We start from the raw sequence: 17228 nt of genomic DNA, 5'->3' as shown, positions 1-17228 counted from the left end.
TATTCGCTGTGAAATAGCGGGTTCTAGAACAAGGCTTCAAGGCGCACTAAGGCGCCCACAAAGTGGCTTTTATCGTCACGATGGTTGTTGAGGTAGTTGAGATCACCTTGGATATAAAACCATTCGCGCAGAAAGGGCTGTCGCCATGATACATAGGGTCCCCAACTGTTTAAACGCAGTTGATCGTTATTGTAAAAACCACCTGTATATAGGCCGTAGTTGAATCGGTTACCTTTAAAAAATTGGTGTTGGCGGTAACTGAAGTTATCCCATTTCAGATCATCATCCTGTGCATCTGCATAGGTCAGGTTGAATTGGTTTGAGATAAAGGGTTGGCCTGGACGGGCATGGGTTAATTCTAAATTGGTTCTTAGATAATTTTCACTATCGATACCATAACGATAAATTTGTTCGGCTAAAAAACTGTAATCATTGTCGAGTTGCCATTTTTTAGCTGCTTTTAAGCGGACATATAGGTCATCACCAGAACGTAAACCTAGATCAACGTCAGTTTCGAAGGGCAGTCGATCTGAAATTTCTGACCAACGTAACGCGAGCGAACTGTTATCTTCACGGGTTTGCTTATTGTCATAATTTTTATCACTACGCCCCGCAGGGTTTTCATTGGTAATTGCAGCATTATTTTCTAATTCATTATCAAGTGAGTCATCACCAAAGACCACACTCAATTTTTTTTCTAAAGTGGGAAGCTTAATTTTACCGCGAATACGTGGCTTAATTTCGTATTCATCGTGCTTATTCCAACTGTTGTCTAAAATCACCCTAAGGGTAGCATTGGCTGGTTTATCAGGCTCACTTTGCCCAAACCAATTATCCATGCGAACGGCCGTTCGATCTGCCCAATTTCGGACTTTCTTCTGTTGTCGATCGGTCCAGCTATTATTTTCCGTTTGTTCTGTTGTCGGAACAATGGGGTGATCTGATTGTTCAGGTAAGAAGGTCGGTGTTGCATCAATCCAACGTGGAATTTGATCTAAAAAATCATAGGTTTTTGGCATGATATACGGTGAACTTTGCTCGGTTGCAGGCACATCCTGCGAATGTTGCCCCTCAGTTTCATTGGCCCAAGCAACTTGATACATCAAGCTCATTGATGCGGAAAAAAGCAAAGTCCGAATAAAGTACTGTTGTTTTTTATGCATATGTTTTGGCTCTATTTAATTATCATCTGAGTATCCTGCATCTGTAGTTTTGTTATTTTTGTCGGATAAATGCAAGCCAAACTACAAAATAAATGCAATTAATCTTCGGTCATTTGCTTAAGTGCTTGATAAAGCGAAATCACATCAATGGGTTGAGACAATTGTTGGATCACATTTTGGATGCTTTGCCAATTTAAACCATGCTGTCGATGGAGGATCAAATAGGGAAGGGCTTGTTCAGTACGCGATAGAGTCAGGCGTTTTTGACCGTGGATTAACCGTATTTTTTGACGTTCTTGTAATAACAACAACGGGGTATGTAGCGTCGGTTCAGGTTCATCAAAATGAATGAATTTTTGCGTATGAATTAACTGTGCCGGGATAAATGGATAATAGTCGTTTTGCGATCAAATCATTTCAGCCTGCTGAGACTGTTGATAGAGCTGATCAGGTGCAGCACAGAGTTGCTCTAGATTGTCCCATGTCATGACTTTAATCGCGGCAAGTTCATGTTGATGTTGTTGGCAAAACAGTTGAGAGAGTCGAATGGCTTCCATTTGCGTTTGAGCACCAAACAACAAGAGATATTTGATGAAGCGACCTTCGGTATTGATTTGCTCTGCTAAATACAGTGGCTGGTTTTTCCAATCTGTACCATCTGTCGTATGCAATAGAACATCAAGCTGTGTTGTGAGTTCAGGCTGATCCATAAACTGCAATTCATACAAGGCCAATTGCGCATCGATGTTTTGCAGCGTTTGAACGCGAGCGGTATATTGAGCGATTTGAACCTGTTCAGGAAGTTCAACGCCTGCCATTGTCGAGTTGAGATTTTCCTCCGATGGGGCATGTGTTGGCTGCTCAATTTGAACAAGAGGAACGGTATCAGGTGCAGAAAGCTCTGGTTTATTTGTATTTGAGTTATCAAGCAACGTATCTGCTTCATTGATTTGCTTATCGCAATGATCTAGATCGACAGATCCGTCTTTATTTATCGCTTCAATTGGCAGTAGGACATCCACACTTGTTGCAACAGTGCTTGGTGCTGTGCTGACTTCGTCCTTTAGGCGTACTGCATGTAGACGTAGATCGATATCACTGATTAAACATTTATATAGCTGTTGTTGCTCAATTAACCAATCATAGCATTCACTGAAATTGCCCCATTCACTAAGTAACGCCGTGCGCTGTTTGGCTGGAATCATCCAAACTTGCCAACCTAACTCATGGTCATGCAGCAAGGCCCAACCCATCTCTGGATATTGATATAAAGCACTTTCGAGTGCAGCGTCATGGTTAAAATAGCCACGAAATAACCATGAATATGGCGTTTGTTTGGCAAATTCAGTGGCAGCCATCTGTGGTTCAGTTAATGCGCGATAACTTAATATTTGCTTTTGAAAAATCGGTTCGTCACATAAGGCAAAAATTTCATGAATCCGACGTTTAGAAAGCGCAGTTTCATAAAAACTCAAAGCACGGTGTTCAAGTTGATGGGTAAGTACATGGATTTCTTTTATTAATTGTACTTTCTCTTGTAAATTCATTTGTCCGCTTCCTAAAGGACTTTTTGTGCTTTTTCTAAATATTTAGCCAATACAATATTGGTTGCAAGTTCTACTAATTTATATTCAGCCGAATTCGGGTTTCGATATGTATTGGCCAATTCAATCAGGCGTTCAATATCGATAACCTGCGGTGAAATTTTTCCTTGTATCAGTGCCTGAAGTTCTTGCATAGGACAATGTAAATTTAAAAATAAAGAAGTCGATTAGTTCATTTGATTATAGAGATTTCATTAAAAAAAACATGGAAATAAATGTCAGCTTCTACAAATTAAGCGTTAAATATGACAATTAATGCGCATTTTGTTTAAAAATAATACCAAATCATTAGCTTAAAGATAGGTTTTGCAAAAGATATAGCGGTATGGTTTGCTCAATTTTTTTGAAGTCATCATTAGCGATCGAGCGCTTTTAGAAGTTCATTTTTAATGTTAAGTAAAGAATAAAGCTCAAAGAAAAGGCACAGAAAATAAAAAACCGATGGTGGGAGCCATCGGTTTTTTTATAGAAAAATCAGCTAAAAATTAAGCTTTTTTTTCTGTATTTGTTACAACTTCAGTTGTATCAGCAGCTGGAGCTTGGCTCTCTGCGTTGGCAGTTTCTGCAACTACAGCTTTTTTTACTGGAAAATCTGGTACGTAAACGATTTGTGCAGAAACAGTTGCAGAAAGCGCCATCACAGCAACAGCCATAGCATATTTGATTGCGTTCATTTGTGTATTCCTATCAATCATTAGTAACTCAAAAATTGAGTCAGGGAGAAAATTAATCACTTGAATTTATGTGAAAATAATATCAAAAAATAATCAATTAAAAATGATCGATTCGGCAACACAAGATAAATGGTAGGATTCAATATTTATATAAAACAATATATTAGAGTTATTGCTCTAGAGTTTTTAGTGGCTGAGTGACAGCGGCGTATCACTCAGATATAGATGAAAAATCTATGAATGTTTGGCACATTTCTTTTCATAGACTTTGCCTGCGATACCACCAATAATGGCACCACTAATCGTACCAAAAACAGGCAAAATACTGCCTGCAACAGCGCCGATCGCAGCACCTTTGACGGTCGGAGAAAAACGTGAGAGAAAGCTATTCTTCCCTGTTTGGGACTTGTTGGTGGTTGTTTGAGGGGGTGTATTGGTAGATAGTTCGGTTTCAGCAGAAGTTGCTTGAGGTTCAATAGTCATGACATTACTCCCGAGCATGATCGTTTGAAGAATGAAGCTTTTAGCCTAATCGGTAGTGGCCTTGGCTTAAACAGAAAGCATGTAATAAATGATGGTCAGTTTGTAATCCCTCGAAGTGGAATTCACTCCTGTGTAAGACATGTAATATTTTGCTGTTTTGATGTTTAAAAAATAACCAAAATAAGTGACTTAATCATATGATGAAGATTCAAAATCATAACAATGAGGATAAATACAATGTCTGTTGCTAAAGTCGTTGAAGTAAATGCAAGTAGCACAAAAAGTTTTGAAGATGCCATCCAAACGGGAATTAATAAAGTCACTGAAACCGTAAAGAACGTTCAGGGTGCATGGATTAATGAACAAAAAGTTGTGGTGAAAGACAATAAAATTGCGGAATATCGAGTGAACTTAAAAATCAGCTTCTTGGTTGAATAAGTTTCATTTTATTGAAGTTAAAAACTGATCATAAAAAATCCCCGAAGTTCGGGGATTTTTGATTGAACACGCTGAATTATTTTTCAGGTGTTTCACAGCTTTCATCATTACAGACAGGTGTAGGAGCAAGCTCAGGAAGTTCCGCAGCTTTGTCCATCACTTGTTTAAACACGTCTTTCGGTTGAGCGCCTGCTAAAGCAATGCGTTGCTCAAATACAAAGAACGGTACACCCGTAACTTTAAGTTGATCGCGTGCTACTTCTTCGTCGTATTTGACGAAATCAGCAAATTCATCTGAGTCTAATAAGTCATCGACTTCAACAGGGTTTAGACCAATACGAGATGCAACGTCTTCTAAGGTTTCACGTTCACCAATGGCCAAGCCTTGCGTCATATAGCTATAGAAGAAAGCTTCTTTGGCTTCACTGCCGAGACCTTTGCTTTGTGCAAGATGAATCAAGCGGTGCGCGTTGAAAGTATTGCCTGAATTGGCTTTTTGCCAGTTAAATTCAATACCTTCAGCTTTCGCCATTTCGGCAATATTGCGCTGCATTTCCTCTACTTCTTCAATACTGCGGCCATATTTTTGAGCTAGACGTTCAGTATTAGAAATTTCTAGACGAGCGGGCGCATCTGCATCAAGTTGATAGCTATGCCAAAACACTTCAAGTTCTACACCCGATTCTTCGGCAGCAGCTTCAAGGCGTTTTTTCGCAATATAACAAAATGGGCAAACCACGTCTGACCAGATATCTACACGCATGGGAAATCTCTTTTCTATGTTCTGGGAAAATGATGGGGGCAAATCCTAAAATTTAAAGCCAAGCAATGCAATCCATTTTTGTTTCGATGGCGCAATGTCGGTTTTTTTTGATTTTGTTACAAGGATTGAATGAAGATTTGTCTAACGATTAATCCGTGATTAAACGTTTACCCAAACAAATCACTTCAACCTCTTCATAGCCCAATTGTTCATAAAAATTTTGTACGTCAATGTTGTCTTGTCGAATCAGTAATTGAAGTTTTGGGCAGCCTAAAGCAATTAAGCGTTTTTCTAATTGTTGAATGAGGGCGGTAGCGACGCCATTACGTTGAAAATGTGGATGTACGGCAAGATAATTGACCCAGCCTCGGTGTCCATCATAGCCACCCATCACAGTTGCAATCAGTTGATCATCTTTGACTGCCAACAAGAATAATTGGTCGCGTTGCGCTAGTTTTCGAAATATATCAATTTCAGGATTATTCCATGGACGGGTCAGATCACACAGTTCCCAAAGTGCAATCACATCGTCTAAATCAGATTCGAGATAGGGGCGGATAATAAACATAATTTTTGTTTTAGCATGTAATTTGACCAATTTAGATTAGTCGAGTTTTGCAGACTTGATAAGTCATATTGAAAAATAAAAGCCATAAAAAAACGCTCCGAAGAGCGTTTTTTTAGTTCACTGTCAATTAAGCAGTTTTCACTTCAGGTTGAGCAGCTAACATATGGCCGTTCTCTTCGAAGTTGATGTGCCAAGACAATGCTTCACGTAGAAGGTGAGGTGTTTGACCGCCTTTTGCACATGCACGGTCGAAGTAATCGTTCAATGCTGCACGGTAGCTTGGGTGTGCACAGTTGTCGATTACAGCACGAGCACGTTCACGTGGAGCAAGACCACGTAAGTCAGCAAGACCTTGTTCAGTAACCAAGATGTCAACGTCGTGTTCTGCATGGTCAACGTGAGAAGCAAATGGAACAACAGAAGAAATGTCGCCACCTTTTGCAATTGATTTAGTCACGAAGATCGCCAAGTGCGCATTACGTGCGAAGTCACCTGAACCACCAATACCGTTCATCATTTTTGTACCGCAAACGTGAGTTGAGTTCACATTACCGTAAATGTCAAACTCAAGTGCTGTGTTGATACCGATGATACCTAAACGACGTACAAGTTCTGGGTGGTTAGAAATTTCTTGTGGACGTAATACAAGTTTGTCTTTGTATTGTTCAAGGTTATTAAATACTTTTTCGCCATATTTCGCAGAAAGCGTAATAGAAGAACCTGAAGCAAATTTCATTTTGCCTGCGTCGATCAATTCAAATGTACAGTCTTGAAGTACTTCAGAGTACATGATCAAGTCTTCAAAGTTTGAATCTTTAAGACCAGTCAATACTGCGTTTGCAATTGAACCAATACCTGCTTGTAATGGACCTAGGTTTTTCGGTAAACGACCTTCTTCTACTTCTTTTTCAAAGAAAGCGATAAGGTGGTTTGCAATACCTTGAGTTTCATCATCAGGGGCAGTCACTGTAGATGGAGAGTCATGCAATTCGTTGTTAAATACGATACCTACGATTTTTGAAGGATCGATGTTGATTGCATGTGTACCAATACGTTCATCAACATGAGTCAATGGAATAGCTTGACGTGTTGGACGATATGTTGGGATATAAATATCGTGTAAGCCTTCAAATGCTGGGCTTAAGTTGGTGTTGATTTCAACAATCACTTTTTCAGCAAAAATTGCGAAGCTTGCAGAGTTACCTACAGAAGTTGTAGGGATGATGCCACCATCTTCAGTGATCGCAACAGCTTCAATAATTGCTACATCAGGCTTTTTAAGCTGAAGGTTACGCATTTGTTCAACTGTTTCAGACAAATGCTGATCGATGAACATTACTTCGCCTTTGTTGATCGCTTTACGTAATGTATTGTCTACTTGGAACGGTAAACGACGAGCAAGAACACCTGCTTCAGTCAATTTTTTGTCCAAATCGTTACCCAAGCTCGCGCCAGTAATTAGGGTAATTTTAAGAGGATTAGCATGAGCCTGTTGAACCAACGCTAAAGGTACAGCTTTCGCTTCACCTGCGCGTGTGAAACCACTCATACCTACCGTCATACCATCCTGAATGAATTCAGCAGCTTTTTCTGCGCTGATAACTTTGTCGTGAAGGGCAGCTAAACGGATGCGATCTAAAGACATCATATACTCTCGTGAAATTCTCAAAACTGATACGGATTGTACCGATCAAAAAAGCCATTTTGCATCCCTGTTAGGCTAAGGTCTAATTTTTTGAAAAAATGTGGGTATAAGATTTTATTATGATTTCTAAGTTGATGAATAATAAAGTTAAAAATACCAATGATTAAGGATTGAACAAAACTGTTCGTTGCTTTTTTGAACGCTTGTTAAAAGCGTTCAGTTAAACTTTGCTTAATTTTTTCCAATGGGCTGTTGTTTAATATTTCATCATTTTCGAGTTTTTGTAGTGGTAAAGAAATGATCGCTTCGAGTCCACCTTCTGCTCGATTGTGAATTGAAAGTTGACCTTCGTGAATATCCACAATACGTTTTACAATGGCTAAACCGAGTCCACTGCCTTGAATGGTACGTGCATCATTACCACGTACAAAAGGTTGCATCAGGTCTTCAATTTGGTCTTCAGGAATCCCTTCGCCATTATCGGCAACGCGAATTTGAATATGGTCACCTTCATATTCGGTAGACAGTTCAATCGGCTCGGCACCATAGCGTTTTGAGTTATTGATTAAGTTGCCTATTAGTCGTTTTAAGGACAGGCTACGTGCTTGAATAATCGGTAAGTCTTGGGGTTCAAAGCGAATATCTAAAGGTTTAAATTGAATCACTAATTCCTGCAATAGCGCATTTAAATCAGTATCTTGCGGAACTTCATCAGAGCCATCTCGCATATACGAAATGAACTGATTCAGAATCGCATCCATATCTTCAACATCGTAAATCAGACCTTCTTTTAGGAAGTCATCATCAGGCATCATTTCTGCGCTGAGTCGAATACGGGTCAGCGGAGTACGCAAATCGTGGGAAATACCGGCCAACATGATGCGACGATCACGTTCAGTTTGTTCCAGCGTGTAGACCATGTGGTTAAAGGCTTGGTTTACTTCACGGATTTCTTGTGGCCCATGGTTGGTTTCTAAATAAGGAGCAGTGCCTTGTTTACTATAGTTGTTTGCCGCATCTTGTAAACGTTTTAGTGGACGGTTGAGCTGACGAACCAAGGTTAAGATAATGATGCCAGCAATCAGCGGAATACCCAATAACCAGCCTAAAATCAGCTCTGCGCTATAGTTGGCATAGGTTTTTAAAGGCTCGCGAACCCAGTTGCCATTCATTTCTGGAGTTTGAATCCAGATGCGTGGGTCAGGTTTAAATTGGAAATACACGGTCGCATTATCAATGCGCATTTCTTTGGCCAGTTTCTTTTCAATTTGATTGGTAAAGAACTCTGCAATGACTTTGTCTTTGACGTTGGGGAATTCTTTCGGATCGGTCACATATTCGATCCCGACACGGTTGCGCATCCAGTCGTCGACATCCACTTCGGCATTGTTATGAAAAATCCGTAAATCAGGATTGTTAATGATTTCAAGTTCGACCGCGAGGTAACGAGCATGTTGTTGAATTTCGGGTAAATAGAGTGTGCGCCAAAAGAACCATAAGGACATAAACAGGCTAAAAAACACCACAAATAAGACCAATACGGTGGTCCGCATGGCTGCAGAGCGGGGTTTGATTTTATCGAGGAAGCGTTCCCAAGGTGTCCGTTTTTTTTCGGAGTAGGTAACGTAGTCGGTAAATTCCTGTGGGTCGATGGGTTCGAGTTTCACGCAGAATCCTTTAAGCAAATTTTTTTGAAAGGCAGTTTTTATTCTTTGCGATGGAATCTTACTGCTGGAACGTTTTTTGGGAGGAGTTCGTTATGTTACTTTTTAAAAAAGTAACCAAAATTTTTGCCATTCGCTGAACTCGCGCACATTACTTTTATTCATTCAATTTCAAGTGGCTCGGACAGCAGCGAATGGCATTTCCGGACATGAGGTACGGTGACTCGATTCTCAGGTCTTATTTTATAGCTTATTCAGCACCATCTGGAACAAAAACATAACCTACGCCCCAAACGGTTTGAATATAGCGCGCACGTGCTGGGTTTTCTTCAACCAAACGACGCAGGCGAGAAACCTGAACGTCAATTGAACGCTCCATAGCACCCCATTCACGACCACGAGCAAGATTCATTAACTTGTCGCGTGTCAGTGGTTCACGAGGATGTTGAACTAATGCTTTAAGTACAGCAAATTCACCCGTTGTTAATGTGACGACTTGACCTTCACGGGTTAATGTACGAGTAGACAGGTCGAGTGACCACGGACCAAAAGACACCACTTCCATTTGTTGGCTTGGTGCGCCCGGAACTTCACGCACTTGACGACGCAATACGGCACGAATACGTGCCAAAAGCTCATTCGGGTTGAATGGTTTTGGTAAATAGTCATCTGCACCGGCTTCAAGTCCAGCAATACGGTCTGAATCACTACCACGAGCGGTCAGCATAATGATTGGGGTATCGATGCTAGATTGGCGCAGACGGCGACAAATACTCAAGCCATCTTCAACAGGTAACATAAAGTCGAGCACAATCAGGGAAAAGAGTTCCCGCTGCAACAGACGATCCATCTGAGTCGCATCATGTGCGGTTTTGACCACAAAACCTTTATCTTCTAGGAAGCGTTGTAAGAGGGTGCGTAGACGCACATCATCATCGACAACCAGAATGCGTTCGACTCGGTCGGTTTCGGCTTGTACGGCATCTGTTTTTTCAGCAGGTACAACTAAACTCATGACGTGCTCCTTATTCTTTATTGTCATCGTAAACAAAAAGTCGATTTCACTTGAGTATACGATTCATTTATATAAATTTACTATGCTCTAAAGCAACAAATATTGCAGTTAAAATCAAGACATAGATACCAAATGTATACATGTTGTTCGAATCAGTTTGCTTGTCTAAGTCTCGCTAATTTGCTGTTTCATAGTCAGTTTCGTAAAAAAATGTGTATTTGAGATGAATTGGCATTAAAAACCACGAATAAATTTATAAAAACAATTGTGGATTTTATGGTCTTGGTCTTTATAATCATGGCTTTTAGAACTTATCCTTGCAGGGATCTAATACGATGACTGACTTAGTTCAGCAGTTGGCAAAAGAAATTGCCGTACGTCCAAATCAAATTGAAGCTGCCATCAAGCTCATTGATGAAGGTGCCAGTGTTCCATTTATCGCACGTTACCGTAAAGAAGTGACGCAAGGTCTGGACGATACTCAATTACGTCAGCTCGATACACGTCTGACTTACCTGCGTGATTTATTTGAGCGCCGTGAAAAGGTAATCGAATCTCTAAAAGAACAAAACAAGTTATCTGATGACTTACTTGCTCGTGTGAATGCAGCAGAAACGAAAAATGCTTTAGAAGAGATTTACGCGCCGTACCGTCCAAAACGTACAAGTAAATCATTTAAAGCCAAAGAAGCGGGTTTAGGCCCAATCGCTGAAAAAATCTTTAATGAAGCGGTTGATCCAACCGAAGCTTTAGCTGGTTTTAGTCATGAAGATTATGCTGATGTTGAAAGCCAATTAGACGCGATTCAACACATTTTAATTGATGACTGGGCACAAAATATTGCATTAACCACTGAGCTAAAAGCGACATTTGCGAAAACTGCAGTGTTGAAAAGTTTAGTTGCAAGTGATGAGAAAAAGGAAGTCGGTAAAAAATTCCGCGATTACTTTGATTTCTCTGAAAGCTTAAACAAAGTCCCTTCACACCGTTTACTGGCGATGCTCCGTGGCCGTCAAGAAAATGTCTTGGGCTTAAAAGTCGATGGTGAAGATGAAGCACCATTGGTTCGTATTGAAACTGAATACAATATAGAAACAGCTCAGCCACAAGCGCGTGCAGATTTCTTAAAACAAACAGCAAAACTGTTCTGGTTGGGCAAAGTACGTCCTGCTATTGAGCATTCATTATTGACTGAAAAACGTTTGGCTGCCGAAGCTGAAGCGATGGATGTATTTGCTGAAAACCTACGTCATTTATTACTTTCTGCACCAGCAGGCGCGCGTACCACTCTGGGTGTTGACCCTGGTATCCGTACGGGTGTGAAATTGGCTGTTGTCAATGCATCAGGTGATGTACTTGCACACAGTACTATTTACCCGTTTGCCCCGAAAGAAGATAAAGCTGGTTCAGTTGCTGAACTTGCGCGCCTTTGCCGCGAATTCAATGTTGAATTAATTGCGATTGGTAACGGTACTGCAAGCCGTGAAACTGAAGCGGTTGTGGCTGAAATGATGGCAGCAAATACAGACTTGAACTTGATTCGTGTGTCAGTATCTGAGGCAGGCGCGTCGGTTTACTCAGCATCTGAATTGGCGTCAAATGAATTGCCAGATTTAGATGTATCGATCCGCGGTGCTGTATCGATTGCACGTCGTTTACAAGATCCATTGGCGGAGCTTGTGAAAATTGATCCGAAATCGATTGGTGTGGGTCAATACCAACATGACGTGAACCAAACCGGTTTGGCAAAAACACTAGAAGCAGTAGTTGAAGACTGCGTGAACTCAGTTGGTGTAGATGTGAACACAGCATCATCTGCAATCTTGGGTTATATCGCGGGTCTAAACAAAGCGATTGCACAGCAAATTGTTGAATTCCGCAAAGAAAATGGTCGTTTTGATAACCGTCAAAGTTTGAAGAAAGTACCTCGTTTAGGCGAACGTACCTTTGAACAAGCAGCAGGTTTCTTACGTATTCAAGATGGTTCTGAACCATTGGACGCATCTGCAGTTCACCCTGAATCTTATGGTTTAGTAGAAAAAATTGTGGCAGCGAAAGCAACCACCGTCAAAGATATTATTGGTAATACTGAAATTATTCGCCAAGTAAACGCCGAAGAATTTGTGAATGACCAATTTGGTTTGCCAACGATTCAGGACGTTTTATCTGAACTTGAAAAACCAGGCCGTGACCCACGTCCAGAGTTCCGCACGGCTAAATTCCGTGAAGACATTACTGAAGTGGCGCAGTTGACTGAAGGTTTACAGCTTGAAGGTGTGGTTACGAATGTAACCAACTTCGGTGCATTTGTTGATGTAGGTGTTCACCAAGACGGTTTAGTGCATATTTCTGAACTTGCAAATGAATTTGTTGCAGATCCGCACAAAGTCGTAAAACCAGGTCAAATTGTTCAAGTTCGTGTACTAAATGTCGATGTTGAACGTAACCGAGTGAACTTGTCTATGCGTGCTGAAGGCGCTGTTGCGGCAAAACCACAACGTCAACCACGTCGTGACAATGCACAGCAAGAGCAACGCGGTGAGCGTAAGCCACATGCGAAACGTCCACAGCAGTCTCGTCCTCAAGGCGACCGCCCACAAGGTCATAAAAAACCTCAAGCAGCGAAACCACAAGAAAATAAAATTGGTGGTTTAGGTGCATTGTTATTACAAGCAGGGATTAAAGGTTCGAAGTAATCTTTAACTGTTAAAAAACCTCCCAAATGGGAGGTTTTTTTATTTCTATTACGGCCTATCAAAGATAAATGAGCTGAATCTTAAACTTCGAAATAAAGTGTAAAAATCACACAAATCACGTATCAAAACACACTATAGAATCGTTCGATTGTCAGACAATATAAGTCACGCCATAAAGTGGTCACAAACTTTAGGCTTTACATACTTACATCTAATTATTTGATATTTATTATAAACGGTAAAATGATGACATCTAAAATTGAACGACATCGATTTCATATTCACGACTTTTTATCTGGAACAGTGGTATTTCTCGTGGCTTTACCGCTATGCCTAGGTATTGCATTGGCTTCTGGCGCACCGATTCTCTCTGGCATTATTGCCGGCATTGTCGGTGGTATTTTAGTTGGGGCACTGAGTGGCTCACATATCAGTGTTGCAGGGCCAGCAGCAGGTTTAACAGCAGTCATTTTGGTACAGCTAGAATTACTGGGCGGCAACTATGCCGCCTTTTTATTGTGTATTGTTTTTGCCGGTATCTTACAGATTGGATTTGGCTTATTTCGGCTCGGTTTCTTTGCCAACTTTATTCCGAACAATGTCATATTGGGTTTGTTGGCAGCTATCGGGCTGATTTTGATTGGGAGTCAAATACCTTATTTGTTTGGCTTGAACCAATTTTCATGGTCTGTGCCGTGGCAGTCACAGCCGCTCGATTTGCATTGGGATATCGGTGCCGTTCTGATCGGTATCGGTAGCCTTGTGCTGATGTTGCTATGGGAACAGAGCCCATGCAAAAAATGGGTTTTGCCTTCAGCCTTGGTTGCTGTAGTCATCGCTGCACTATGTAATGCCGTGTTGGTGCTTAGTGGCTCGTCTTTTGCAGTTCATCCATCAAATCTCATCCAACTTCCTAACCTTTGGGATCAGCCACAAAATGTGATGATCTTTCCGGATTGGACCGCATTAAATAATCCTCTGATTTACACAGGGGCTATCACTTTGGCGGTTGTGGCGTCATTAGAAACTTTATTGAATTTGGAAGCAGCAGATAAATTGGATCCGCATAAGCGCTCTTCACCCCCCAACCGAGAGTTATGGGCGCAAGGCATCGGCAATGTCGTTTCGGGTGCTATAGGCGGGATGCCGCTAACTTCAGTAATTGTTCGTAGTTCGGTCAATGCCAGTGCTGGAGCTAAAAGTAAATGTTCTGCCATCTTTCATGGCATATTGCTCTTGTTTGCCGTACTGTGTTTAGTGCCTTTGATGAACATGATTCCGCTTTCAGCATTAGCCGCAATTTTAATCCTCACTGGGTTTAAACTGACACATCCCAAATTGTTTAAACAGTTGTATTTAAAAGGTTGGAAACAATTTATTCCTTTTATCATTACCTTACTGGCGATTTTATTCACAGACTTATTGCTCGGAATCTTGATTGGTTTAGCCAGTAGTGCGGCCTTTATTTTATATGCCAATTTTAATAAGGGACTGAAGGTGTATAAAGAGCATCATTTACATGGGGTGATTACACGGATTGAATTGCCTTCACAAGTTAGTTTTCTCAACCGGTCGGCATTAATCTCGGCATTGGAACATATCCATCGGGGCGAACAAGTGGTGATTGATGCCACACATGTGAGTGATATGGATGCTGATATTTTCCAACTCATTCAAGAGTACCAACAGGAAAAGGCGGCGCAACGTAAAGTGCAAGTACAGTTGATTGGTTTCAAGGCACATTATGCCGATGCGCAGGAGGCGGCATTAGATATTGATATCAGTACCGCAGCTTTACAGCAACGTTTGACCCCAGAGGCCGTGCTCGCTTTGCTTAAAGCAGGCAATGAGCGGTTTGTACAAAATGAGCGTTTGCAACGAGATATCTATCGTCAACTGCGGGTGACCGCTGAAGAAGGGCAGCATCCGATTGCGGCAGTGTTAGGTTGTATGGATTCTCGTGCGCCGACTGAAATGATCTTTGATGTTGGAATTGGTGATTTATTTAGTTTACGTATAGCGGGGAATGTCGCGGGGCAAAAAGTTTTGGGTTCATTAGAATTTGCCTGCGAAGCCAAAGGCGCCAAAGTGATCGTGGTGCTTGGTCATACGGACTGTGGTGCGGTTAGCAGTGCTTGTCAGTTGCATTTAGCTGGTCAATCGATTCAGAGCCTGACGCGTATGCCACATATTCAATATGTGCTGGGGCCACTCAATGAGTCTGTATCGCGTGTTGCCGAATTGATGCAACTACAAACGCTGAGTCCGGCATTTTTAGAGCAAGTGACGCAAATGAATGTGCATTACAACATCCGCTATATTTTGCAAAATAGTGAAGTGCTACAGCAGTTGGTGCAAGAAGGTAAAGTGGCGATTGTTGGTGCAGTGTATGATGTAAAAACTGGACGGGTTAATTTCTTCGGATAAATAAAATCCGATGACATAAAAAGGATCATCATGAACACATGATGATCCTTTTTATTGAACTAAAATACATTAGCGAATCATCGGTACAATCCAACTGGTAATGATCAGCAAAATACCGAAATGTCCCAATTTACGGGTGACATATACCAATTTTGACGGCTTTTGTTCCAATTGTTTCGCATAGTCTTCGATGCTAATGCCTTGTTTTGCATTACTGGTAAATAAAAACACCGCCAAATCGATACAAATTAAAATGGTACCGACATCTGCTACCACTTCCATTAAATCGTATTGGCCGCTGATCAAGGCGGTTAACACTTGATAAACAAGGAAAAGTGCAAAAGCGATGCAGGCATACTGCAAAACAGTTAAAAATATCCGCATAAATCTATACTAAATAAGCTCAAAATTCTGAAACAGGATTATAGCGTCCCTCGCAAGAGATTACTGTAACGCTTAGAGTGCTTGCATGACTGCTGGGAAGTGTTGCTTCACAACCATTTCCAAAAACTCATCGCCCATACGCTGACTTTCAGCCACACATTGGTTCCACATTTTAATCCGTTGTTGGTTGTCTAAGCCTTTGAGGGTAAAGTCTTTACGGTCAGGCAGTCGGCCAAGCGGCAAGCTTGCAAGGTATTCTTGTGAAGGTGATAGTAACAGGGTACGCGCCTGATTGTCTGGATTAGCCTGACGTTTAAATAATTTATCAAACCAACCGGGGGTGATGCTATCTGTGAAATGTGGATACAGTACGATGCCTTGACTTTGGAAGGGCAGGTCAATGTGATAGTCGATTAGGCCGCCATCGCGGTAACTGCCTTGTGGTGCATCAGGGATATCACGGATCGCGGCCATAACACCAGGAATAGATGCAGATGCCATAAGCCACGGCATAACACTATTTTGAGTCAATGCATGATAATGCGTGGTAAAGCCATCATCTGCCACGGTAAATTGATGACCTGACACAGGCTGACTAATCACACGCTGCATGAAATAACGACTGTGTTTACGTGCAAGCGCTGTTGTGCCCACGATCCCTGCGACAGAGGCTAACAGCGGCAGGGCTTTATCACTTTGGAAAATATGCTGAGCTTTGACTGAAAGCACAGTGAGGTGATAATCAGGATGATTAACCAGTGCAGCTTCTTGACCTTGAATCAAATCGATCAGCATGCCACGACACACATCGCTGACTTCTTGACGACTCATCTTTTTATGAAAGCTCAGATTGGTATACAGCTCAGAGAGGCGTTTCGTGCCTTCGATAGCTCCCCAAGCAGCAATACTGGCAAAGCGCCAACTGCCAATCGATGAACCAATTAAAGTACGCTTTTGTTGCGCACGTGGCAAAAAGTCAGCAAAAATCGCCTGATCTAAACCTTGAATACCAATGCCTTTCGGGCCACCAGCAGCACCGGGCAGGATATCCACTTGAGCAGCGTTTAAACCCTCTTGCTCAATCAGTTGGCGGGCTAAATGGCCAGCACGGATATTGAGCGCAGGCGGTTTTTTTTGCAAAATTTGAGTCATGGCAGTCGCTTAAAATACAGTCGTAGAATTATTCTAGTGCGTTTTTGCACAGACCCAATGGCTGAAACTTACGACAAATGACTTCTCAGTCATATTAGGGCACCGCTCACGAATCCTGTAATAATTGTTCATTATGCCGATGCAATTGAAACAAACTAAGGCAGACGATTGCCCATGTCGCCATAGGGAAGACCGCCCAAGCAAATAGATTAATGATAAAAACCACGGCCCCAGCTAATAACCAATAATTTAACCCGGCCATCAGTTTTTGCTGTGGCAAACAAAGTAGGAATAAACAGGGAAGTACCTTAAAGAGAATGATCCACCAAAATGCAGCGCTATGTTGCATCCGATACAGGGTGGTGTTGGCTGTCGGTTGCCAGTTTAGAAAAGGCATGTGCATATTTAATTGAACCAACACATCGAGCAGGGTCGAAAAACTATACAGCAAGGCCGTTGCACATGCTCGGAGTGGATTTCGACCATACAGTACTCCTAAATAACTGTATGACATGGCGTTCAGCCTTATTTAAATTTTTTTTTATAGCTTTA

Annotated in this window: 17 protein-coding genes; 3 read left to right on the top strand and 14 right to left on the bottom strand. The window is 41.5% G+C overall.

Annotation, left to right across the window (positions count from 1 at the left end; translation table 11 throughout):
* Positions 1 to 23: 23 nt before the first annotated feature.
* The 6 genes from MST18_RS14160 to MST18_RS14135 all read right to left on the bottom strand — a co-directional run bounded on the left by MST18_RS14160 (position 24) and on the right by MST18_RS14135 (position 3924).
* Positions 24 to 1163, bottom strand: a complete 1140-nt coding sequence (locus tag MST18_RS14160; RefSeq protein WP_306669430.1) for a hypothetical protein — start codon at positions 1161 to 1163, stop codon at positions 24 to 26.
* A gap of 98 nt (positions 1164 to 1261) precedes the next feature.
* Entirely contained in the window at positions 1262 to 1474 is a 213-nt protein-coding gene (locus tag MST18_RS14155) for a hypothetical protein (protein ID WP_180132748.1), read from the bottom strand.
* A gap of 96 nt (positions 1475 to 1570) precedes the next feature.
* Positions 1571 to 2710, bottom strand: coding sequence for a hypothetical protein (locus MST18_RS14150; protein WP_180132747.1), 1140 nt, complete (start codon positions 2708 to 2710; stop codon positions 1571 to 1573).
* Between the two features lie 11 nt (positions 2711 to 2721).
* Complete coding sequence (locus MST18_RS14145) at positions 2722 to 2901, bottom strand: hypothetical protein (RefSeq protein ID WP_078189814.1); 180 nt, start codon at positions 2899 to 2901, stop codon at positions 2722 to 2724.
* A 351-nt stretch (positions 2902 to 3252) separates the two neighbouring features.
* Positions 3253 to 3441 (bottom strand): hypothetical protein, encoded by a 189-nt coding sequence (locus MST18_RS14140; RefSeq protein WP_180132746.1) that lies wholly within the window; start codon positions 3439 to 3441, stop codon positions 3253 to 3255.
* A gap of 234 nt (positions 3442 to 3675) precedes the next feature.
* Positions 3676 to 3924: a glycine zipper domain-containing protein gene (locus tag MST18_RS14135; RefSeq protein ID WP_218948552.1), complete on the bottom strand. Its 249-nt coding sequence runs from the start codon at positions 3922 to 3924 to the stop codon at positions 3676 to 3678.
* Between the two features lie 237 nt (positions 3925 to 4161).
* Here MST18_RS14135 and MST18_RS14130 point away from each other — a divergent pair, with 237 nt between their 5' ends.
* Positions 4162 to 4362, top strand: coding sequence for a dodecin family protein (locus MST18_RS14130; RefSeq protein WP_067761311.1), 201 nt, complete (start codon positions 4162 to 4164; stop codon positions 4360 to 4362).
* 76 nt (positions 4363 to 4438) lie between these two features.
* Here MST18_RS14130 and MST18_RS14125 read toward each other — a convergent pair whose 3' ends face one another.
* From MST18_RS14125 to ompR, 5 genes are all read right to left on the bottom strand, one after another.
* Positions 4439 to 5125 (bottom strand): DsbA family protein, encoded by a 687-nt coding sequence (locus MST18_RS14125; protein ID WP_180022688.1) that lies wholly within the window; start codon positions 5123 to 5125, stop codon positions 4439 to 4441.
* A gap of 148 nt (positions 5126 to 5273) precedes the next feature.
* Positions 5274 to 5693 carry a GNAT family acetyltransferase gene (locus MST18_RS14120; protein ID WP_078189811.1) on the bottom strand — a complete coding sequence of 140 codons (420 nt, stop codon included), beginning with the start codon at positions 5691 to 5693 and terminating at the stop codon, positions 5274 to 5276.
* A 127-nt stretch (positions 5694 to 5820) separates the two neighbouring features.
* Entirely contained in the window at positions 5821 to 7338 is a 1518-nt protein-coding gene (locus MST18_RS14115; RefSeq protein ID WP_078189851.1) for an acetyl-CoA hydrolase/transferase family protein, read from the bottom strand.
* A gap of 206 nt (positions 7339 to 7544) precedes the next feature.
* Positions 7545 to 9005, bottom strand: a complete 1461-nt coding sequence (locus tag MST18_RS14110; protein ID WP_180024744.1) for an ATP-binding protein — start codon at positions 9003 to 9005, stop codon at positions 7545 to 7547.
* A gap of 247 nt (positions 9006 to 9252) precedes the next feature.
* Positions 9253 to 10017 carry a two-component system response regulator OmpR gene (gene ompR / locus MST18_RS14105; RefSeq protein ID WP_078189809.1) on the bottom strand — a complete coding sequence of 255 codons (765 nt, stop codon included), beginning with the start codon at positions 10015 to 10017 and terminating at the stop codon, positions 9253 to 9255.
* Between the two features lie 335 nt (positions 10018 to 10352).
* On the opposite strand from ompR, the gene MST18_RS14100 reads away from it, so the two are divergent.
* Positions 10353 to 12713, top strand: coding sequence for a Tex family protein (locus MST18_RS14100; protein ID WP_180132745.1), 2361 nt, complete (start codon positions 10353 to 10355; stop codon positions 12711 to 12713).
* 246 nt (positions 12714 to 12959) lie between these two features.
* A complete protein-coding gene (locus MST18_RS14095) occupies positions 12960 to 15140 on the top strand; it encodes a SulP family inorganic anion transporter (protein ID WP_180132744.1) in 2181 nt (726 codons plus the stop codon).
* A gap of 69 nt (positions 15141 to 15209) precedes the next feature.
* On the opposite strand, the gene MST18_RS14090 is transcribed toward MST18_RS14095, so the two are convergent.
* From MST18_RS14090 to MST18_RS14080, 3 genes are all read right to left on the bottom strand, one after another.
* Positions 15210 to 15524 (bottom strand): hypothetical protein, encoded by a 315-nt coding sequence (locus MST18_RS14090; protein WP_180132743.1) that lies wholly within the window; start codon positions 15522 to 15524, stop codon positions 15210 to 15212.
* Between the two features lie 72 nt (positions 15525 to 15596).
* Positions 15597 to 16676 carry a patatin-like phospholipase family protein gene (locus MST18_RS14085; RefSeq protein ID WP_180132742.1) on the bottom strand — a complete coding sequence of 360 codons (1080 nt, stop codon included), beginning with the start codon at positions 16674 to 16676 and terminating at the stop codon, positions 15597 to 15599.
* 106 nt (positions 16677 to 16782) lie between these two features.
* Positions 16783 to 17190 (bottom strand): hypothetical protein, encoded by a 408-nt coding sequence (locus MST18_RS14080; protein WP_180132741.1) that lies wholly within the window; start codon positions 17188 to 17190, stop codon positions 16783 to 16785.
* Between the last annotated feature and the right edge of the window lie 38 nt (positions 17191 to 17228).

This window comes from Acinetobacter sp. YH12068_T, from assembly GCF_024606005.1.
Classification (GTDB): domain Bacteria; phylum Pseudomonadota; class Gammaproteobacteria; order Pseudomonadales; family Moraxellaceae; genus Acinetobacter; species Acinetobacter amyesii.
Note: the sequence above shows the minus strand (reverse complement) of the source record. Positions and strands in the feature narration are given on the sequence as shown.